The following is an 18350-nucleotide window of genomic DNA, read 5'->3' on the forward strand; positions in this document are numbered from 1 at the left end:
TCTAGTCCTCTATTTCAAATACAATATTTTCTCTATTAATATCCACTACCCTGTCTTTAAGGTTAGCCATGCCAGGCCTTTCCTTAAATCTCTTTATCCACTGGTACTGTCCCCACATATGCATAGGGAAAATATAATCACATTCTATATTTTTTACAAAATGCTCCATTCCAAGGAAATAGCCATCTTCTCCCATTCTGGAATCAAGTACAACAAATCCAATATCAAAATGACGATTTTCAATTGGCTTTAGAGCTCGTTTATATTCTCTGCCATAAACCTCACCATATAGTTCTCCTCGACCTTCAGCATTCCACCAGTTTAAATCGCCAGCATGATAAATATTCATACCATTTACATTAATAACGAAAGCTACACCAGCATCGGTAGAACGAAGTGTCTCGATTGTCATATCGTCTATACGATATTTCTTAAGTGGTGCCACAAAAGTAATTTTCTCTTTTATGGATAACTCAAATCCATTTCTGATTAAGTAATTGCGGCCTAAACGAATATCCTTTGACAGGATGAATTTTACGTTATCTCTGCCCTCTGCCAGTCTGAGATTTTCAAGCCACCAATGATCCTTGTGGCTGTGGCTGGCGAACACATAAAGAGCTTTTTCTGTAGAAAGTTCTGGCAAGGAACCTCTATACTCAACAGCCTCCGCACAAACCTCTTTATTAAAATAATCAAACAGCAAATATCTATCATCAAGCTCAACTAAAAACGAGCTATGCATCAAATAGTAAACCTTAGTCATTATTCAGGCCCTTCTTTAATTACAATTTCTTATTAACAAAACTCCCCAATTAAAGATAATTATAGCAAAAAAGCCCGGACAGATAAACTGTCCGGACTTAAAATAATCTGTATAACTAATTACTTAGCTGCACGAGCCATAGCCTCGTCGAAATCCTTTGTTCCTTCAAATACGCAATTAGAATATGGGTTTCCACCGATTCTGATTGCATTTCTGATGATAACAGAGATGCAGATTACGTTAGCTGCAAGTGCTGCCATAGCTACGAAGCCCTGCATTGTAGGATCTGCTGTGATACCCATTGCTGCAATAGCCTCACCAGCTGCTGCTGTCTTGCCCTGGCCTGCTGAGTAAAGTGCGATAGCCTTCTCATAAAGATCCATTGTTGTGATACCAGCCTCTGTAGCGCCACCGTATACACGAGGAAGAACAGCTGCAAATGTACCCTTTAACTGGAAGAGAGGTACTACCTGTGCCCACATGCACCAAATTGCAAGTGTATTAGCACGGTTCTGGATCCAAGCACCCTTATTCCAAAGTGCGTTAGCAAATGTAGGAGCAAGAAGAAGTGCAACACCACAGTACCATGTATGTGTAGGAAGATTTAAGTATGTGTACTCGAAGTTCCATACATCATATGCAATAATGAACCAAACTGTCATATCTGGCCAAATCATATCTGACTGGTTCTTGTCGTTTGATGTGTAAAGCTTTACGCAACCTGTCATACAGAAAATGTTGATCATACCAGCGATAGCGTTAACAACGTTCCACCATCCACCGTAGATGAATACACCTTCGTTTGAAGCCCACCAAGCACCAGAAAGTGTACCAGAAATCTGATAAGCAGCAAGAGCTGACTCCATATCTGATACGTTAGCAATCATGATGTTTGCTGCAACGATAAACCATGGCCACCAAGCGAACCATTTTGCCTTACCAATGCCCCACTTGTACTTGATCATCATGAAGCCGACACATCCGATGTCTGCAGCATAAAGTTTAAAGTAGTGGAACCAACCATCCATGTAAGCTACTGTTGGATTAGCAGAACCACCGAACATACCAACATGTGCAAGAATAAAGTAAACAGTAAGAATAGCTGGAATGATTACGAAGATAATCATACCGCCGACCTTAGTGCGACGTCCAAGCTCATTCATAATAATTAATCCAGCAAATACTAAGCACCAGCCAAGGATCTGCCAAAGATTAGTAATTTGGAAAAGCATATTTCCATCCTCCTTAATTATTTATATATACGAGAAACGATTCCCCGTCACTCCGTTATATATTATAACCTTATACTACAAAAATAACAATGCGACAGCTGTGGATTATTTAATAGTTTTTTTATAAATTGTATAAGCATCAGCCACGTATTTTCAGGGCATGGGGCAAACACTCAAAGCGAATTTCCTCAAAAAATCCAACGTGTTCCCCATCTACATGAAGGCACATTGGCGATTTTAATTTGATATGGATTTTATCAAAATTTAATAAATTAAAACCAGGCTTACCCTCATGCTTTCCAGCTATTAAAAATGGTAACAGGCACAGACATTTCAGTCTACTTATATCATGAGCACAAAAAGCTGTTAGGTATCCTGAGTCTGGTCTGGCATTTGGCGCCATAGGTATTCCACCACCCTCGGCCTTACAGTTCATAGCTGCTGCAAAGATAGTACCATTAAAATAAAACTCTCTCTTTTCATCTTTAAACCATGTGGTAATTTCACCATCGATAAATGGCATGGTAAAAATATCACCTACAGTAAGGAGCCCATAGGTGGCAGCGCCAAGGCCAAATCTATTGAGGAATTTCTTTAACCTGCTGGTCAATGCCTGTAAACACACATAGGCATCTACTCCAATCCCAGAGCTGACCCCAAACAGTCTCTCCCCGCCTTCATATATAACCTTACCTATATCATATGTTTTGTATTCCTCTGTGTTTAATGCTCTATCGAGAATATCAACGGCATCCCCCTGAAGGCCAATACCACTCACAAAATCATTTGCAGAACCAGATGGCAAAGGGGTATATAATGTATTTTCAAAATCAGCTATTCCATTCAAAGCCTCATTTAAAGTGCCATCTCCCCCCATAACAAAAAGACCTACCTTCTCCCCCGAGCTTGTAGCCTGACGGGCAAATTCTGTAGCATCACCTGCTCCTGCAGTAAAAAAGATCTGGTATTCCACTTTGTTATTTTTCAAATACTCATCTATTCTCGCCCAGGTATCAGCCGCTTTTCCTGTTCTTGATGCTTTGTTTACAATAAAAACATTCTTCATAATAAAAATACCTTTTCTATAATATGTAATAATGATAGCATATAAACTATCGATAAAAAAGAAAGGTGGAACACCATGATTAACGACGAATTTAAGAAAAAAGCCTATCATAAAATAGACCACAACGGCCATCGCGCATTGTCTGTAGTATCCTGGACAATTGCTTCAATACTTGTAGGATTATTTGTTGGTGCCTTCGCATCAGCCTTTGGTCTTTCCATGAGATTTGTTATTCAAACAAGAGAAGCCCATCCTTGGATTATATATTTTCTACCTGTTGGTGCAGTCATTATTACATTTATATACAAAACCGTTCTAAAGGAAAAAGACAGCGGAACAAATACCGTTATTGCTGCCATTCAATCTGATGAAAAGCTTCCATTTAGACTTGCTCCACTGATCTTTATTGCCACCTGCATTACACATTTAATCGGTGGTTCTGCCGGACGTGAGGGTGCTGCTCTTCAGATGGGAGGTGCCATTGGAAATGGAATTGGACGCGCCTTCAGACTTAATTCTACTGATAAAAAAACAATGATAATGTGCGGTATGAGCGCAGCCTTTTCTGCGCTATTTGGAACACCAATGGCTGCCGCAATTTTTTCTATGGAAGTCATTTCTGTAGGAATCATGCACTATGCTGCTTTGGTACCATGTGTGATTTCTTCACTTGTAGCAAGAGCTATAGCAGCTAAAATGGGATTAGGTGCTGAAGAATATCTCATTCCTGACATTCCTTCATTTGGAGTTAAGAACGCAGTTTTAATATGTGTTTTCGCTGTAATATGCGGTTTCGTATCAATATTGTTTTGTACCTGTCTGCATAAATATGAAGAGTTCCTTTCAGGAAAGCTCACTAACCCATACATAAAAGCTGTTGTTGGTGGTACTTCAGTTCTTATACTTACACTTTTAGTCGGAAACCAGACTTACAATAGTACAGGTTCTGCAATCATCGCATCCTGCTTTACAGGTGCAACTATTGGATTACAATTCTTTTTACTAAAAATAATTTTCACCACCCTCACATTATCCTGTGGATATAAAGGTGGCGAAATCGTTCCAACATTATTTATAGGTGCAACTTTAGGAGCTGCCATGGGGCCAATCCTTGGTCTTCCGGCACCACTTATGGCTGCCGTAGGAATGGGTGCTCTTTTCTGCGGAGTTACAAACTGTCCAATATCAAGCTTACTTATCTGCTTTGAATTATTCGGCTACGAGCCAATGCCTTACTTCCTTTTAGCTGTTGCATTCAGCTATTGGGTATCTGGATATACAGGACTCTATAAAGCACAAAAAATCGTATATTCGAAGTACAAAAGTAACTACATAGATAAAAAAGTACAATAAAAGTCAAAATAAAAAAAGCAACTTGTTACGCTCTCAATCCTTAGAATTACTCCGTTCAACATAGAAAGTTTCGCTTGAGTAACTCTAAGAGATTGATAGCTACAAGTTGCTTTTATTATATTTTCTCTGCAAAGTATAAACGTGCTCCGAAGTCTGGGAAGTAACGAACCTGCTCGTTATATCCTGTTCCTACGAAGGACTGTGCAAGTTTTACACCTACATTGTTAAGTGTATCACCACTGGCCACAAAATCTTCTGATTCACCTGGCATCTTTACGAACTTCGCAATTACGTTATGAAGTACTCCGTCCTGTTTGATATGAACAGGCGCTACTGTATTAACTAAATCTCCAAATCCTTTAAGATTATATTCAAGCTTTCTTCCAAAGAAGTGATACTTAGAATCATTATCAAGCCCGGCCTGATCTATTCTAAGATACTGCTCTCCTGCCATAATCTCACGCTGCATAAGCATAGTTACAGCAGTATTTTTATTCTTATCTACAATACTCCATTCAACAATATTTCCATTCTTAAGACGATAGAAATCTCCGAACTGAAGCGTCTTTCTATATTTCTTATATAACTCAATCTGCGCCTTAACACTGGCAATATCTTCCGCCTTGGCATCATTAAGATTAAGCTCGTAACCAAGTACACCAAAGCTTGCTACAGCAAAACGGCTCTCGATTGGTGTAACACGTAATGTCTGATGATTTGGACATGCAGATACGTGAGCTGTATAAGTACTCTGTGGATATGCATAAGAATATCCATTCTGAATTGTAAGACGGCTTACTGCGTCTGTATTATCGCTGGCCCAAATCTGTGGGTAATAGCAAAGTGCACCAAGGTCAAATCTGTTTCCGCCTGAAGCACATCCCTCCATGAGAATATCAGGGAACTTCTCAGCCAATGTTCTAAGCAAACGATAGAATCCAAGAACATATCTGTGGCTAACCTCCTGCTGCTTTTCAGCTGGAAGATATTTTGAATAATAATCTGAGAAATTGCGGTTCATATCCCACTTGATATATGAAAGACCGGGAGTAGCAAATACTTCGCTCATTGCCTCAATCATATAATCGACAACCTCAGGATTGCAAAGGTCAAGAAGACGCTGATTACGACCCTCAGCGTGATCCATACCTGGAATATCAATAGCCCAATCTGGATGCTTGCGATAAAGCTCACTGTCCACATTAATCATCTCAGGTTCAACCCAAAGGCCAAACATAAGACCAAGGTCATTTATCTTTTTAGCGAGACCCTCAAGACCACCTGGTAGTTTCTTTTTATTTACAATATCCCAATCGCCAAGAGCTCTCTTATCATCATTTCTCTCACCGAACCAGCCATCATCCATAACAAAAAGCTCAACGCCAGTATCCTTTGCTACCTTTGCAAGCTTTACGAGAGATTTATCTGTGAAATCAAAATAAGATGCTTCCCAGCTATTTATAAGAATAGGACGTTCTTTATATTTCCATGTACCTCTTGTTATATGCTCTCGAACGAAATCGTGCATATTAAGACTCATCTGTCTATAGCCATCACCCGAATATGTGATTACAGCCTCTGGAGCCTGAAACTCTTCTCCAGCCTCAAGTGTCCAAGAGAAGTTCTGTGGATTAATACCATAAGCAACTCTTGTCTTGCCCCATGGCGAAACCTCGCTGGCAGAATAATGATTACCTGAATATACAAGGTTGAAACCCCAAACATCACCATCAGTCTCTGTAGTATCAGCTTCTGAAACCATAAAGAATGGATTGCAGCGATTAGAACTTGTGCCTGTAAAAGATGAATTAACAAGCTTTCCTGCTGTAAGAACCACATCAGCCTTGTTCATCTCTCTTGTCCACGAACCATGGAATGAAGTTATTTTCATGCCCGGTTTATCGTAGTCAAGAACCATTGAAAGCATACGTGTAAGCTTTACAGATTCCTCTGAGCTGTTAACAAATCTGGCACTTCGAGTGATAACATCACACTCCTCAAATATCGAATATGAAAGAATAAGTTTAAATCCATGATTCTTATCCTTCAATGTAACCTCAAGTGTCTTGGCATTGTCATCCTCATCATATGAACTAGGAAGTCCCTGAAGCTCTGGCTTACAGTTAATTACCTGATAGCTGTCATAAACAAAATCAAGTGTGCTGCTGCCATCAGCGCAGATTACCTCTACCATAGGCTCCCTGAAATCACCCTTCCCAATTGCTGAAGTTTCAAGTCTGACATCCTCCAAAGTAAGCTCAGGATGCTCAGGATTGTAAGTAACAGTATTTCCTGGAGCAAATGCGCGCTTTTCATTAAGCACAGATGGCTCATCCTCGTGGATGAGCCTTCCATAATACAAATGTTCCAGCTGACCTGTTTCCATTACACGAAATGCGTATGTAGTATTCTTAGTATTTAAAATAAATACCTTACCATCAGCCTTAATCATTTTTATTCTCCTATCTTATGAAATAGCTTTTCTGCCTTCAATTTCATCAGTAATTTCATCCATCTTTGTATCAAAAAGAATATAACGCTTTTTGAATACAATAGCGCCAATCGCAAGAACAGCAATTGGAATAAGTGTCATTGTAAATCGAAGACCAAATCTCTGTGAATCAGAAATAGCCTTAACTACTTTTGCCTCTTTATCAGGATTAATACTAAATATAGCAAGCACCATTGATGACATGAATCCTGAAATACCAGATGCAAGCTTAACTACAAAGGTTTGCATAGAAAAAATAACTGATTCATCTCTTCTGTAATTTTTCCACTCGCCATAATCTACTGTATTTGCAAGGAATACTGTAATGATTACATTGAGAACGCCTACTGCAGCCATAATAAGAGCTGCAGGAATAAGAAGCCATGTAATTTTTCCTGTTCCTGAAAGTGCAATGATAATAATCAAAATATATCCGAAAACAGCCATTCCAAAGCATGTATAGAATATTTTTACTGTATCCATAAACTTTCTAAGTATTGGGAATAAAAGCATCATTGCTAATATCTGGCAACCGCCACCTACAGTATTAAAAAGAGTAAAATCATCACGATATGTAGCAGGGCTAAAATCATACTTTAAGAAAAAGTATACCAACTGCTGAGTAAAATAAAGTGCAGTGTTAATCATAACAATGGCAATAACAACTGTCATAGCCTGATCATTCTGGATAAGAGCCTTAAACATGTCTTTGATAGAGGCTGACTTCATATCTACTGTAGATTTTTCTTTAATGAAAAGGCATGTAATTGAAATAAATACAACAAATATTAACGCAATAATAAGTGCAAATTTGCTATATCCAAGTCTGTTGATTTCGTTATCTGTGTTGCCTCCGCACATCTTGCCAAGAGCACCAACACTCATAACAGTAATAATAGAAACCAGTGCCGAACCAACGCCTGCACATGAACGAGCAAATGCGGAAAGGCCTTCTCTTTCCTTACCTGACTCTGTAAAAGCAGGAACCATTGACCAGTATGGAATATCCATCATTGTATATGTAACGCCCCAAAGGATATAAGTGACAGATGCATATGCAACAAGCCCAGCACCATCAAGTGAAGGTGGAATGCTAAACATCATATAAAGAACGATTGCATTAGTAACAGTTCCAATCATCAGCCAGGGTCTGAACTTACCCCAACGTGACTTTGTCTTAGCAACCAAAACACCCATTAATGGGTCATTAAAGGCATCGAATACTCTAGCCACCATAAGAAGAATACCTATTGCTACTGCAGATATTCCCATTACATCCAAAAAGTATATTGAAATGTATGATGCTGAAAGCATATACACCATATCCTTACCTACAGCTCCCAATCCATAGGCAAATTTCTCAGTACCTGTTAATTTTTTTCGTGTTTCCATTATAATTACCCTTCCCTTATTACTTATTCTTAAGTCCCATAGCAAGCTCAACTACCTTGTAAGCTCCATCGTAGAGACCGATTTTCTTATTTACCTTAATACTCTCACACATATCTGATAGAAGACGATCATCCTTCATAAACATATCAATCATCTGAATAGTATGTGGGATATCTCTACACTCTAATGTACCATCTCCCATTTCAGCTGAATGAATTGCGCCCCACATTTCATGCTTTCCTACTCTCTTAATGAAAAGCTTAGGAATTGGGTAGAATGCAAGCTCAGATGGCTTTGTAACAAGAACATCACAGCTTCTCATAAGAAGATTTGTGCAGTAAACAGCCTCAAAAATATTTTCATGATAGAATCCGTGAATACCTGTGACATCACCTGTAATAGCATCCTCAGCAAACTTTGTTGTGGCATCAAATTCATTGAAATGCTCAGTAGCTACAGCCTTCATCTCTGGAATCTCAGCCATAAGATCATCCCAAACATTCTTGTAGTCGCCAACATTTACATAAAGCATTGCCTTGTTCTGCTTAATTGCAGGAAGAAGGTACTTGATGATTGCTGCAAAAATCTCCTTCTGCGCTCCAGCGCCACCAATTGTAAGAAGGAAACGCATAGCCTTTCCATCATGTTTTCTAGCCATTCTTGCATCACAATCAGATTCAATATTGCTAACAAGCTCATGATCAATATAGTGACCTGTGTAAACCAAGTCATCATTTGGCATAGGGCTGCAAACAGCATTATTTGGTGCCATTCCATTACAGATACGATATCCCATGTACGCATTTTTGCACTGGATTGTGTGAACACTGCCCTCTGCAAAATGAAGTGCCATTGGCCAATTGTCTGGAATAGCATTAACAACGTTCTTCATGCCTGCATGGATAGCTGCCTGTGCTGGCCATACATGGGTGCCGATAACAGGAATCTCCTTAGGCACATTCCTAAATACTGGTGCCATAAGCTCTGCATTCTTCTGATCTGAAGAATTATATGAAAGCTTTCTGAACCACTCATAGTTAGCTGGCTCCCAGATAAATTTATTAAAGAGCTTATTCTTAGACATACGTGAGCCCTTTGAATACAAATCATTCTGATGGCTGATAACCTTAGTACATGTAGTCTGTGGATATCCGTTTAAATCCATCCAGTATGGAGTATAACCAAGTGCTTTTGCTGCTGAGGCCATAGCCATTGAAATACGGTAATGACCGAAGCCCATTCTGATATTTCCAACAATAATCCCCTTCTCTGTGTCAAACTGTTCCTTTGACTGTCCATCCTTCAAGAGAACATCATAAACCCCAAGAGAATCTCCAATATGTGAATTCTTCTCAAGGACAATGTTGTAATCAACATTTGAATCGTCGCCAAATCTCTTGGCATACTTCGCTTTTGAATTACAAGCCTTGTTGTAATCTTTATCAGCGATAACATTTCCAAAAATAACCTTACTCTTGTCTTGCATTATTTATACCTCTTACCCCTTTTAATTATTTTGTTAAACACTCCACTGAAAGGCCAATTGTAACTGGCTCTAAGCCGTCACATTTGATAGTAAGCTTACCATCTCCATCCTCCCCAATGGATTTTATATATACTCCCGTGCAGCCTCCCATCGGAGCTACTGCAGTAGGTCCTATTATTTCAAAAGGACCTTCTATTTCAAAGCTCAATGGCTGAGCAAAATAGAACAATTGATTATCATTCTGATCTACAATTCTTATGCGAATATTAGCAACATCATAGGTATGAAGCTCTGTTAAAAGTGTATGGCTAGCCTTTGCTTCTATATGAGCCTCTGTAACTGCGGCCTTAGTAACAGTTTTAACAACCTGCCCATCTTTTATAGCTTCGAACTTGTACTCGCGGGATTCTCCACCCCAGTCACCAATGAACTTGTTGTAAATTGGAACTGCCTTCTTAGGACTAACACCATGGAAGGCAACAAGTCTGAATGCGTTCCACGCAAGTGTTGGTGTAGGTCTGAATCCCTTTAAAGTAACTTCATTAAGAATCTTTTTGATGAGCTTTGCCTGCCCCTTTGTGAATTCGCCGTCCTGCTCAATGGCATCACCTACGAAATCATCAATCAGAATCGGACCATGCTTAATGTTCTCAAATTTGCTATCCTCTGGAACATACTCTTTAATCAGAACATCATTTTTATACATTCTTACAGAATCAGCATTGCTGATAATATAAGATTTTCCACGATTACATGCTGGATGCTCTCCAATATCAAAGCTTGTAGTAACATCCAAAACTGTCTCTGTGTCAGAAAAGGCTGCATAAACTGATGCTGCAAGCTTAGGATTTCTGAACATATCCATAACACCGTGATAACAGATTCTATCACCTGAGCCAAAATCCTTGTGGGTGTTATAATCAAACATACACCAGCCAAAGGCACCTGCAATATCAGCTTCACCAGCAACTGCATCTACCACTGTAGCATGTCTTATAGCGTGCTCCTGTCTATGTTCCTCCCAGTCAAATGGCTTTGTTGGGAACATGTGGCCATTGTACTCACTAATTAAGTATGGCTTTTCATCATTAGATGTAATATCGCTCTTCTTAGCACAACCCTTATTTTTTCCTGAGAACGAGAAATCATTATATGTGTAAACATCTTCAAGAAGATTACTCTTAGCTATACATCTTACGCCACCTGTAGGTCGTGTAGGATCAAGCTCGTGTGCAACGGCATTCGTTCTTTCATAAAACTCATCATTATCTGGAGACTCATTAATACGAACGCCCCAAAGTATGATAGAAGGATGATTCCTATACTGACGAACCATATCCTTTGTATTCTCTACTGCAATATCCTGCCACTCCTTACCTCCAATGTGCTGCCAGCCAGGAATCTCTGTAAATACGAGAAGACCTAATCTATCACACTCATCGATAAAGTAATGTGACTGTGGATAATGGGATGTTCTTACTGCATTTAAAGCCAGCTCTTCTTTAAGAATCTTTGCATCTAATCTCTGCATAGATTCAGGCATTGCATATCCAACATAAGGATAAGACTGATGTCTGTTTAAACCTCTGAGCTTCACCTTTCTACCGTTGAGATAGTAACCATTCTTTCTGAACTCTGAGCTTCTGAAACCAATAGTTTCTTTAACCTCATCTACTACCTTGTCATCAAGAATAAGCTGAGTCTTAAGGCTGTAGAGATATGGGCTTTCAATATCCCAAAGCTTTACAGTAGATGGCGCGCTTGTAAGACTAAGGTAGTAACCGCCATCTTTCTCCTCCAAACCTCCGACAGGCTGTGAGATTAATAAATCTTCGTCCAAATACTGTCTTATGAATAATCGTTCTTCGCTTGCAAGCTTGTAAACATTCTTTCTGAAGAAGCATTCAGTCTTGATAATTCCCTGAACATTCATCATCTTTATCTGCTTAGGTGATCTCTTATTTGTAGAGACCCTTTCTAATAAAGAAGGCTGAACAATAATATCTTTAAAATGAACCTTTTCTCTAACTTCGAAATATACATCTCTGTATATTCCACCATAAGTCATGTAATCAATTACGTACCCAAATGGAGGCTGATCGAGTGTCTCTCTAGAATCAACCTTAACAGTGATAAGATTCTCTTCACCGAGCTTTAACACCTTTGTAATATCAACAGTAAAAGCTGTATAACCACAATCGTGATGCTTTAAGTGCTTTCCATTCACATATACATCGCAGGAATGTCCAACACCCTCAAATACAAGAGATACATACTGATTTTCCCACTGAGTAGGTGCAAAAATACTCTTCTGATATCCACTTACCATCTGGTAAATACTCTCATCAAAATATGAAAGAGGAGTCACTTTTACTGTATGTGGAATATTGACTAATGTGCTGTTTTCCATTGGCTCATTAATCATCTCCTCAGAGAAGTTTTCGTTAAATCTCCATTTTCTATCTAAATAAATTCTTTGTGCCATTTACTTTTCCTTTACAAGAATCCCATCAATAAGTACATCAACAACTTCCTTCAAAGCAGTTGGGTAATCCATATTGCTTCGCTTAAGGAAATCACCCATTAACAAACGTTCTACGCTGGAACCATAAATAAGCTTAAAGATTTCAAGATTGATCTTTCTAATCTTTCCTTCTTCCATCCCCTTATTAAGGAGGTCGAAAGTCTTATCCCAACCGCTCTCTAGACGATTATTGAGCTTCTCATGAGCCATTGGATATTTTTCAGCCATTTGCTGCATAGCAGCATAATCAAATCCATAGCTATTTTCCGGAAGCACCACAAGAATACCTCTAAGCTTTTCTATAGTGGAAAGCTTATCATTCTTGTATACCCTGTCTTCTTCTTCCTTAATAATATTGAAGGCGTAATCTACCATCTCACACATTAATTCATTCTTATCATTAAATACTGTGTAGATAGTTTTCTTACTCATCTTCATTTCAGATGCAAGGTCGTCCATTGTGAACTTAGGTCCTTTTTTTCTAAATACGTTTAGTGCACCCTCTAAAATTCTTTCATTCATATGTTTTTACTCCCAAAAACTATAATTTGTATAACGAGTTTCCTTACACTAATAATAACACATCCATGGAAACTAACTCAACAGAAATAGGTTTGTCCATTTTTCACAATTTATTCGCAATGTTTTTGTTGACAAAGTACAATCTCGGGTTTATTATGTCCATGTTAAAAAAATAAGAGAATTTAGGAGGAAATAAGAATGTTCGAAGAAGTATCATTCCAGATGTACACAATTTATTCAGATTACGAGAAATATTGCAAAAAGCAGCAGAACGCAGGCATGGAGCCGGTTTCATTCTTCAAGTATGCATTTGGCCAGTACGAAGACTAATATCAAATATATGGCGGTCACCTATTTGGGTGGCCGCTTTTTTTGTATCCTCCCAAGCTACACTCTTTTTTCTCTCCTGCACAGGCTCAGGGGACCCGCCCTCCCCGCCACCAACTAAAGCATTTGAGCAGAATTATAGATTTTCTTAATACTGCTGGTTGAGCTTTTCTGGATGTCTTTTCACTGGTTTTGCACTTCGAAGAGAATGTTGTGCTTTTCACAGACATGTTTTTATCTATAAATATTCTCCAAAGCTATTTGTTGAGGTTGCTTTCATATTCCGTTTGCAAAGTAGAACATAAAAAGAGATATTTGGTTGTAAGGGCACCGTGGCACATTCAACGTCCTGTTTCAAGTGACCACTGCTGCCGCCGTCCTAGCGGCAGCTGCCCTTACAATTCAAATATCTCTTTTGTTCTACTAAGCTCACTCCAAATATCCAGCAACCTTCAACAAAAACTTTGGAGAATAATTCCTAAAGTATATTGCATGTCTGTGTTAAGCACACATTCTTGATAGAAGTGCAAAGAATTGAAAAGACATCCAACAATAAAAAAGCGGCCACTGGAGTTTCCAGAGACCGCCATATAGTTGATATTAGTCTAGTTCTTAGACTTGAAGTACTCGTCGATTGCTGCGGCTGCTGTTTTACCTGCGCCCATAGCGAGGATTACGGTAGCTGCGCCTGTTACGGCATCACCACCTGCGAATACAGCATCCTTAGTTGTTGCGCCCTGCTCTGTAGCAATGAGGCAACCCTTCTTATTTGTGTCAAGACCAGCTGTTGTACTAGAGATAAGTGGGTTTGGAGATGTACCAAGTGACATGATGACTGTGTCACACTCGATTTCGTACTCCGAACCTGGAATCTCTACTGGACGACGACGACCTGAAGCATCTGGCTCGCCAAGCTCCATCTTGATAACCTTACATCCACGAACTGAGCCTTCCTCATTAACAAGGATTTCAACAGGATTCTGGAGAAGATCAAAGATAACGCCCTCTTCTTTAGCGTGATGTACTTCTTCTGCTCTTGCAGGAAGCTCTGCCTCAGAACGACGGTATACTACGTGAACCTCTGCTCCAAGACGAAGTGCTGTACGAGCAGCATCCATAGCTACGTTACCACCACCAACTACTACAACCTTCTTGCCGCGAGCGATTGGTGTATCGTATCCTTCCTTGAAAGCCTTCATAAGGTTGTTACGTGTAAGGTACTCGTTAGCTGAGAATACTCCGTTAGCCTGCTCACCAGGGATGTGCATGAACATAGGAAGACCAGCACCTGATCCGATGAATACAGCCTCGAAGCCTTCGTTTTCCATAAGCTCATCGATTGTGATTGAACGACCGATAATTACATTCTTTTCAAACTTAACGCCGAGAGCCTTTACGTTCTCAACTTCAGCCTTAACTACCTTGTCCTTTGGAAGACGGAACTCAGGAATACCATAAACAAGTACTCCTCCCATCTCGTGAAGAGCTTCAAATACAGTAACATCATAACCAAGCTTAGCTAAGTCTCCTGCTGCTGTAAGACCTGAAGGGCCTGAACCAATAACTGCTACCTTGTGACCATTTGGAGTAGATGTATTCTTTGGCTTGATTCCATTTTCGCGAGCCCAGTCAGCAACGAAACGTTCAAGCTTTCCGATAGCTACTGCCTCTCCCTTGATACCACGGATACACTTACCTTCACACTGTGATTCCTGTGGGCAAACACGACCGCAAACAGCTGGAAGAGCTGATGACTCAGAAATGATTTCATATGCTCTCTCAAAATTGCGTTCCTTAACCTGCTCGATAAATGCAGGGATATTAATAGAAACTGGACAGCCGCCTACACACATAGGCTTCTTACAGTTAAGGCAACGTCCTGCCTCTTCTACTGCCTCTTCCTCTGTATATCCAAGACAAACCTCTTCGAAGTTTGTAGCACGAACCTTTGGGTCCTGCTCTGAAATAGGTACTCTAACTAAAACGTCTCCCATTACTCGTCACCTCCACAATTTCCACATCCGCCGTGGTGTGTATCGCCTTCCTGCTGCTTAAGAAGTGCTCTGCCTTCTTCTGTCTTGTACTGTTTTGCTCTAGCCATAGCCTGATCAAAATCTACAAGATGACCATCAAACTCTGGTCCATCTACGCATGCAAACTTAACCTCATCACCAACTACAAGACGGCAAGCTCCACACATACCTGTTCCATCAACCATGATTGGGTTCATAGAAACAACTGTAGGAATGCCAAGCTCCTTTGTAAGGAGACATACAAATTTCATCATAATCATAGGACCAATTGCTACGCAGTGGTCGTATTTCTTACCAGAATCTACAAGTGCCTGAAGCTGTTGGCAACCATTTCCATGGAAACCGTAGCTACCATCATCTGTTGCAAGATAAAGCTCATCAGCTACTTCACGCATCTCATCCTCATAGAAAAGGATATCCTTAGAACGTGCACCAATGATAACTGTAGTCTTTACGCCATGCTCCTTAAGCCACTTAACCTGTGGATATACTGGAGCTGTACCAACACCACCTGCGATGAATACAATGCTCTTCTTTTTTGTCTCTTCTAAATCTTCTTCAAGACAAAGCTCTGATGGCTGTCCAAGTGGACCTACAAAATCGGCAAAAGCATCGCCTTCATTAAGAAGTGCCATACGCTCTGTAGAAGCGCCAACAGTCTGGAAAACAATTGTAATTGTTCCCTCTGCTCTATCATAGTCGCAAATTGTAAGAGGAATACGCTCACCCTCCTCATCAATCTTTACGATAATAAACTGACCTGGTAAACAACCGGCAGCAACTCTTGGTGCCTTAACCACCATAAGGAAAATCTTATCAGAAAGCTTTTCCTTTTTTACGATTGGATACATAAACAAGACTCCTTCCCTTTTAAACGTATTAACGTATTATATCCGTTCACTGTAGTATTGTAAAGTGTTAAAGTGAACAAAATTGTATTTTTGGCATAAATTAAGCCTCTAGTAGCTATCCAGCTCTTGGTGTTACTCAAGGAGCCAATCTCGCGGCGGAGTAATACCAAGGCTTGAGAGTGTGACTAGAGGCGTAAATTATATATTAACTAAAGTATACAAGTTCATCTTCTGGTTTTTCAGCTGGTTCTACAGATACAGGATAGAGAACCGGACCCTTACCCTTATATTCCTTTGCAAACTCAACCTTAATAGTAGCTGTAATATCAACCCAGCTTCTATGGCTAAGAGATGATGCGTTATCCCATTTACACTTCATGCCAAGGAACTGAATATCCTCAACACAGCATGTCATAGCAAATCGACCTGGAACAAATACATCTCTGCGAAGCTTCTTATCGTTTGGATTATATACGAGGCCTCTGAAGTGAACTGTCTTTCCATCATACTTCTTTGGTGTCTCCATACAATCCATAAACCAAAGTGCATAATCAGCATCTGTAATATCGATTACATCTGCATCTAAATCAAATGGAAGCTCCTCTGGTGTATCATCAATGGAACCATCCGCTCTCTCATATACAATCTGTGCAGGACGATTCATAGATTTAATCTGTCCTCTGAACTTAGTCTTTGGTGTAGCATCTGTACAGCGGTTAAAGATAACTACTTCTGCCTTAAAAAGCTGCTCCATCATCATGGTACGCATGTTATTAAGGTAATTTTCAAATGTAGTAGCGTCTACTGTAGCAAGACTCTGCGCTGGAACCCATCCTTCTGGAAGAGGCTCATCATAGATCTTATCTACACCCCAAGTACCATTATACTCAAGGAAAATAACATCTGGGTCGTACTCCTTAGAGATACGAGTAAGATTCTCAAGATTGAACTCATCCTCAGAATCAATAGTAGCTACTTTTGCATTTATTGTCTTAAGCTTCTCAATATCATATTCAATATCTCCATCCTCACAAGAAAGGATGAGAATTTTGTCTTCGCCACCCTGTGCGAAGTCATTTTCAAACAATGTTTCCTGAATAAGGGTAGTTTTTCCACTATCCATAAATCCGGTAAACACATAAACTGGTATATCTTTTGCCATAATATCCTCTTATAAACCAAATAACTCTTCTATCTTGTGCTCGTCAATGTCTGCACCGATTACTACAAGACGTCCTGTGTAATCAGGCTCGCCACTTCTAAGCTCGTACTCTCCATCTACGAAATCAAAATAAATCCAGCCGCCCTCTACAGACTCAACCATACCCTTTGAACGGATAACAGTACCGTAATCTGTAGTATTAGCAAATGCCTTCATAGCCTTCTCGATAGTAGCCTTCTCGAACTTATGAGGTGTTTCCTTGCCCCAAGTATTAAATACTTCATCTGCATGATGGTGATGATGCTCATGATCATGGTCATGGCAACCACATGTGCAGTTCTCGCCATGCTCGTGATGATGATGTTCATGCTCGTGGTCATGCTCATCATGGTCGTGATGATGATGCTCATGCTCGTGGTCATGCTCATCATGGTCGTGATGGTGATGCTCGTGCTCGTGGTCATGCTCATCATGATCGTGGTGATGATGCTCGTGCTCATGTTCCTCGTGAGCTTCCTCAGCAAGATGCTTTAAATCAGCTGCAAGATTATCCTGTCCTTCCATAACTGAAAGAAGCTTCTCTCCTGTGATTTCTTCCCATGGAGTTGTAATGATAGCAGCCTTTGGATTAAGCTTCTGAATCTGCTTAACGCAGAACTCAAGCTGATCCTCTGTAGCTGTCTGTGAACGTGAAAGAACGATTGTAGTAGCAAATTCAATCTGATTATTGAAGAACTCACCAAAAGCCTTCATCTGCTTAGAAGCCTTAAGTGCGTTAACAACTGTAACAAGACCGCAAAGCTTAACGTCAGCTGTCTCCTCAAGCTTAATAACAGATGTCATAACATCTGAAAGCTTACCAACACCAGATGGCTCGATAAGAATACGATCTGGGCTGAACTTCTCAAGTACTTCGTGAAGATTCTTATCGAAATCTCCAACAAGTGAACAGCAGATACAACCAGAATTCATCTCTGATATAGTGATACCAGCATCCTTTAAGAAACCGCCGTCGATACCAACCTCGCCGAACTCGTTCTCAATAAGAACAACCTTTTCACCTTTGTAAGCTTCTTCAAGCATTTTCTTAATGTAAGTAGTCTTTCCTGCGCCCAGGAAACCTGAAATTATATCAATCTTTGTCATGA

14 protein-coding genes are annotated in these 18350 nt (G+C 39.9%); 2 read left to right on the forward strand and 12 right to left on the reverse strand.

Features of this window, described 5'->3' with window-relative positions; genetic code table 11:
- Window position 1: 1 nt before the first annotated feature.
- The 3 genes from BUA88_RS03320 to BUA88_RS03330 all read right to left on the reverse strand — a co-directional run bounded on the left by BUA88_RS03320 (window position 2) and on the right by BUA88_RS03330 (window position 3061).
- Entirely contained in the window at window positions 2-763 is a 762-nt protein-coding gene (locus BUA88_RS03320) for an MBL fold metallo-hydrolase (protein WP_072912702.1), read from the reverse strand.
- Window positions 764-882: 119 nt separating this feature from the next.
- Complete coding sequence (locus BUA88_RS03325) at window positions 883-1995, reverse strand: DUF5692 family protein (RefSeq protein ID WP_072912705.1); 1113 nt, start codon at window positions 1993-1995, stop codon at window positions 883-885.
- Window positions 1996-2134: 139 nt separating this feature from the next.
- On the reverse strand, window positions 2135-3061 hold the full coding sequence (locus tag BUA88_RS03330) for a diacylglycerol/lipid kinase family protein (RefSeq protein ID WP_072913111.1): 927 nt from the start codon (window positions 3059-3061) through the stop codon (window positions 2135-2137).
- Window positions 3062-3136: 75 nt separating this feature from the next.
- On the opposite strand from BUA88_RS03330, the gene BUA88_RS03335 reads away from it, so the two are divergent.
- On the forward strand, window positions 3137-4414 hold the full coding sequence (locus BUA88_RS03335) for a chloride channel protein (RefSeq protein ID WP_200798840.1): 1278 nt from the start codon (window positions 3137-3139) through the stop codon (window positions 4412-4414).
- Between the two features lie 115 nt (window positions 4415-4529).
- Here BUA88_RS03335 and BUA88_RS03340 read toward each other — a convergent pair whose 3' ends face one another.
- From BUA88_RS03340 to BUA88_RS03360, 5 genes are read right to left on the reverse strand one after another with little or no spacing between them, the layout of a single operon-like run.
- Window positions 4530-6866 carry an alpha-galactosidase gene (locus tag BUA88_RS03340; protein ID WP_072912708.1) on the reverse strand — a complete coding sequence of 779 codons (2337 nt, stop codon included), beginning with the start codon at window positions 6864-6866 and terminating at the stop codon, window positions 4530-4532.
- A gap of 15 nt (window positions 6867-6881) precedes the next feature.
- Window positions 6882-8297 carry a glycoside-pentoside-hexuronide (GPH):cation symporter gene (locus tag BUA88_RS03345; protein ID WP_028246741.1) on the reverse strand — a complete coding sequence of 472 codons (1416 nt, stop codon included), beginning with the start codon at window positions 8295-8297 and terminating at the stop codon, window positions 6882-6884.
- 19 nt (window positions 8298-8316) lie between these two features.
- Window positions 8317-9783, reverse strand: a complete 1467-nt coding sequence (locus tag BUA88_RS03350) for a DUF6937 domain-containing protein (protein WP_072912711.1) — start codon at window positions 9781-9783, stop codon at window positions 8317-8319.
- A 25-nt stretch (window positions 9784-9808) separates the two neighbouring features.
- The gene (locus tag BUA88_RS03355) at window positions 9809-12268 is read right to left on the reverse strand and encodes a glycoside hydrolase family 2 protein (RefSeq protein WP_072912714.1); all 2460 of its coding nucleotides are present in this window, start codon (window positions 12266-12268) and stop codon (window positions 9809-9811) included.
- Entirely contained in the window at window positions 12269-12829 is a 561-nt protein-coding gene (locus BUA88_RS03360) for a TetR/AcrR family transcriptional regulator (RefSeq protein ID WP_072912717.1), read from the reverse strand.
- Between the two features lie 198 nt (window positions 12830-13027).
- On the opposite strand from BUA88_RS03360, the gene BUA88_RS16590 reads away from it, so the two are divergent.
- Window positions 13028-13159 (forward strand): hypothetical protein, encoded by a 132-nt coding sequence (locus BUA88_RS16590; protein ID WP_278335515.1) that lies wholly within the window; start codon window positions 13028-13030, stop codon window positions 13157-13159.
- A 602-nt stretch (window positions 13160-13761) separates the two neighbouring features.
- On the opposite strand, the gene gltA is transcribed toward BUA88_RS16590, so the two are convergent.
- The 4 genes from gltA to BUA88_RS03380 form a co-directional block, all read right to left on the reverse strand.
- Window positions 13762-15150 (reverse strand): NADPH-dependent glutamate synthase, encoded by a 1389-nt coding sequence (gltA, locus tag BUA88_RS03365; protein WP_072912720.1) that lies wholly within the window; start codon window positions 15148-15150, stop codon window positions 13762-13764.
- The gene (locus tag BUA88_RS03370) at window positions 15150-16040 is read right to left on the reverse strand and encodes a sulfide/dihydroorotate dehydrogenase-like FAD/NAD-binding protein (RefSeq protein WP_072912723.1); all 891 of its coding nucleotides are present in this window, start codon (window positions 16038-16040) and stop codon (window positions 15150-15152) included. Before BUA88_RS03370 ends, gltA begins: the two co-directional genes overlap by 1 nt.
- 205 nt (window positions 16041-16245) lie before the next feature.
- Window positions 16246-17202 (reverse strand): TIGR03943 family putative permease subunit, encoded by a 957-nt coding sequence (locus BUA88_RS03375; RefSeq protein ID WP_072912726.1) that lies wholly within the window; start codon window positions 17200-17202, stop codon window positions 16246-16248.
- A gap of 9 nt (window positions 17203-17211) precedes the next feature.
- Window positions 17212-18348 (reverse strand): CobW family GTP-binding protein, encoded by a 1137-nt coding sequence (locus BUA88_RS03380; protein WP_072912729.1) that lies wholly within the window; start codon window positions 18346-18348, stop codon window positions 17212-17214.
- Window positions 18349-18350: the final 2 nt, after the last annotated feature.

This window comes from Pseudobutyrivibrio xylanivorans DSM 14809, assembly GCF_900141825.1.
Lineage (GTDB): Bacteria > Bacillota > Clostridia > Lachnospirales > Lachnospiraceae > Pseudobutyrivibrio > Pseudobutyrivibrio xylanivorans.

Bases quoted from the DNA above. Each gene is read 5' to 3' on its own strand.
- BUA88_RS03375 (WP_072912726.1), bottom strand. From the start codon at position 17,202: ATGGCAAAAGATATACCAGTTTATGTGTTTACCGGATTTATGGATAGT.
- BUA88_RS03370 (WP_072912723.1), bottom strand. From the start codon at position 16,040: ATGTATCCAATCGTAAAAAAGGAAAAGCTTTCTGATAAGATTTTCCTT.
- BUA88_RS03325 (WP_072912705.1), bottom strand. From the start codon at position 1,995: ATGCTTTTCCAAATTACTAATCTTTGGCAGATCCTTGGCTGGTGCTTA.
- BUA88_RS03360 (WP_072912717.1), bottom strand. From the start codon at position 12,829: ATGAATGAAAGAATTTTAGAGGGTGCACTAAACGTATTTAGAAAAAAA.
- BUA88_RS03355 (WP_072912714.1), bottom strand. From the start codon at position 12,268: ATGGCACAAAGAATTTATTTAGATAGAAAATGGAGATTTAACGAAAAC.
- BUA88_RS03380 (WP_072912729.1), bottom strand. From the start codon at position 18,348: ATGACAAAGATTGATATAATTTCAGGTTTCCTGGGCGCAGGAAAGACT.
- BUA88_RS03335 (WP_200798840.1), top strand. From the start codon at position 3,137: ATGATTAACGACGAATTTAAGAAAAAAGCCTATCATAAAATAGACCAC.
- BUA88_RS03350 (WP_072912711.1), bottom strand. From the start codon at position 9,783: ATGCAAGACAAGAGTAAGGTTATTTTTGGAAATGTTATCGCTGATAAA.
- BUA88_RS03320 (WP_072912702.1), bottom strand. From the start codon at position 763: ATGACTAAGGTTTACTATTTGATGCATAGCTCGTTTTTAGTTGAGCTT.
- BUA88_RS03340 (WP_072912708.1), bottom strand. From the start codon at position 6,866: ATGATTAAGGCTGATGGTAAGGTATTTATTTTAAATACTAAGAATACT.
- BUA88_RS03330 (WP_072913111.1), bottom strand. From the start codon at position 3,061: ATGAAGAATGTTTTTATTGTAAACAAAGCATCAAGAACAGGAAAAGCG.
- gltA (WP_072912720.1), bottom strand. From the start codon at position 15,150: ATGGGAGACGTTTTAGTTAGAGTACCTATTTCAGAGCAGGACCCAAAG.
- BUA88_RS03345 (WP_028246741.1), bottom strand. From the start codon at position 8,297: ATGGAAACACGAAAAAAATTAACAGGTACTGAGAAATTTGCCTATGGA.
- BUA88_RS16590 (WP_278335515.1), top strand. From the start codon at position 13,028: ATGTTCGAAGAAGTATCATTCCAGATGTACACAATTTATTCAGATTAC.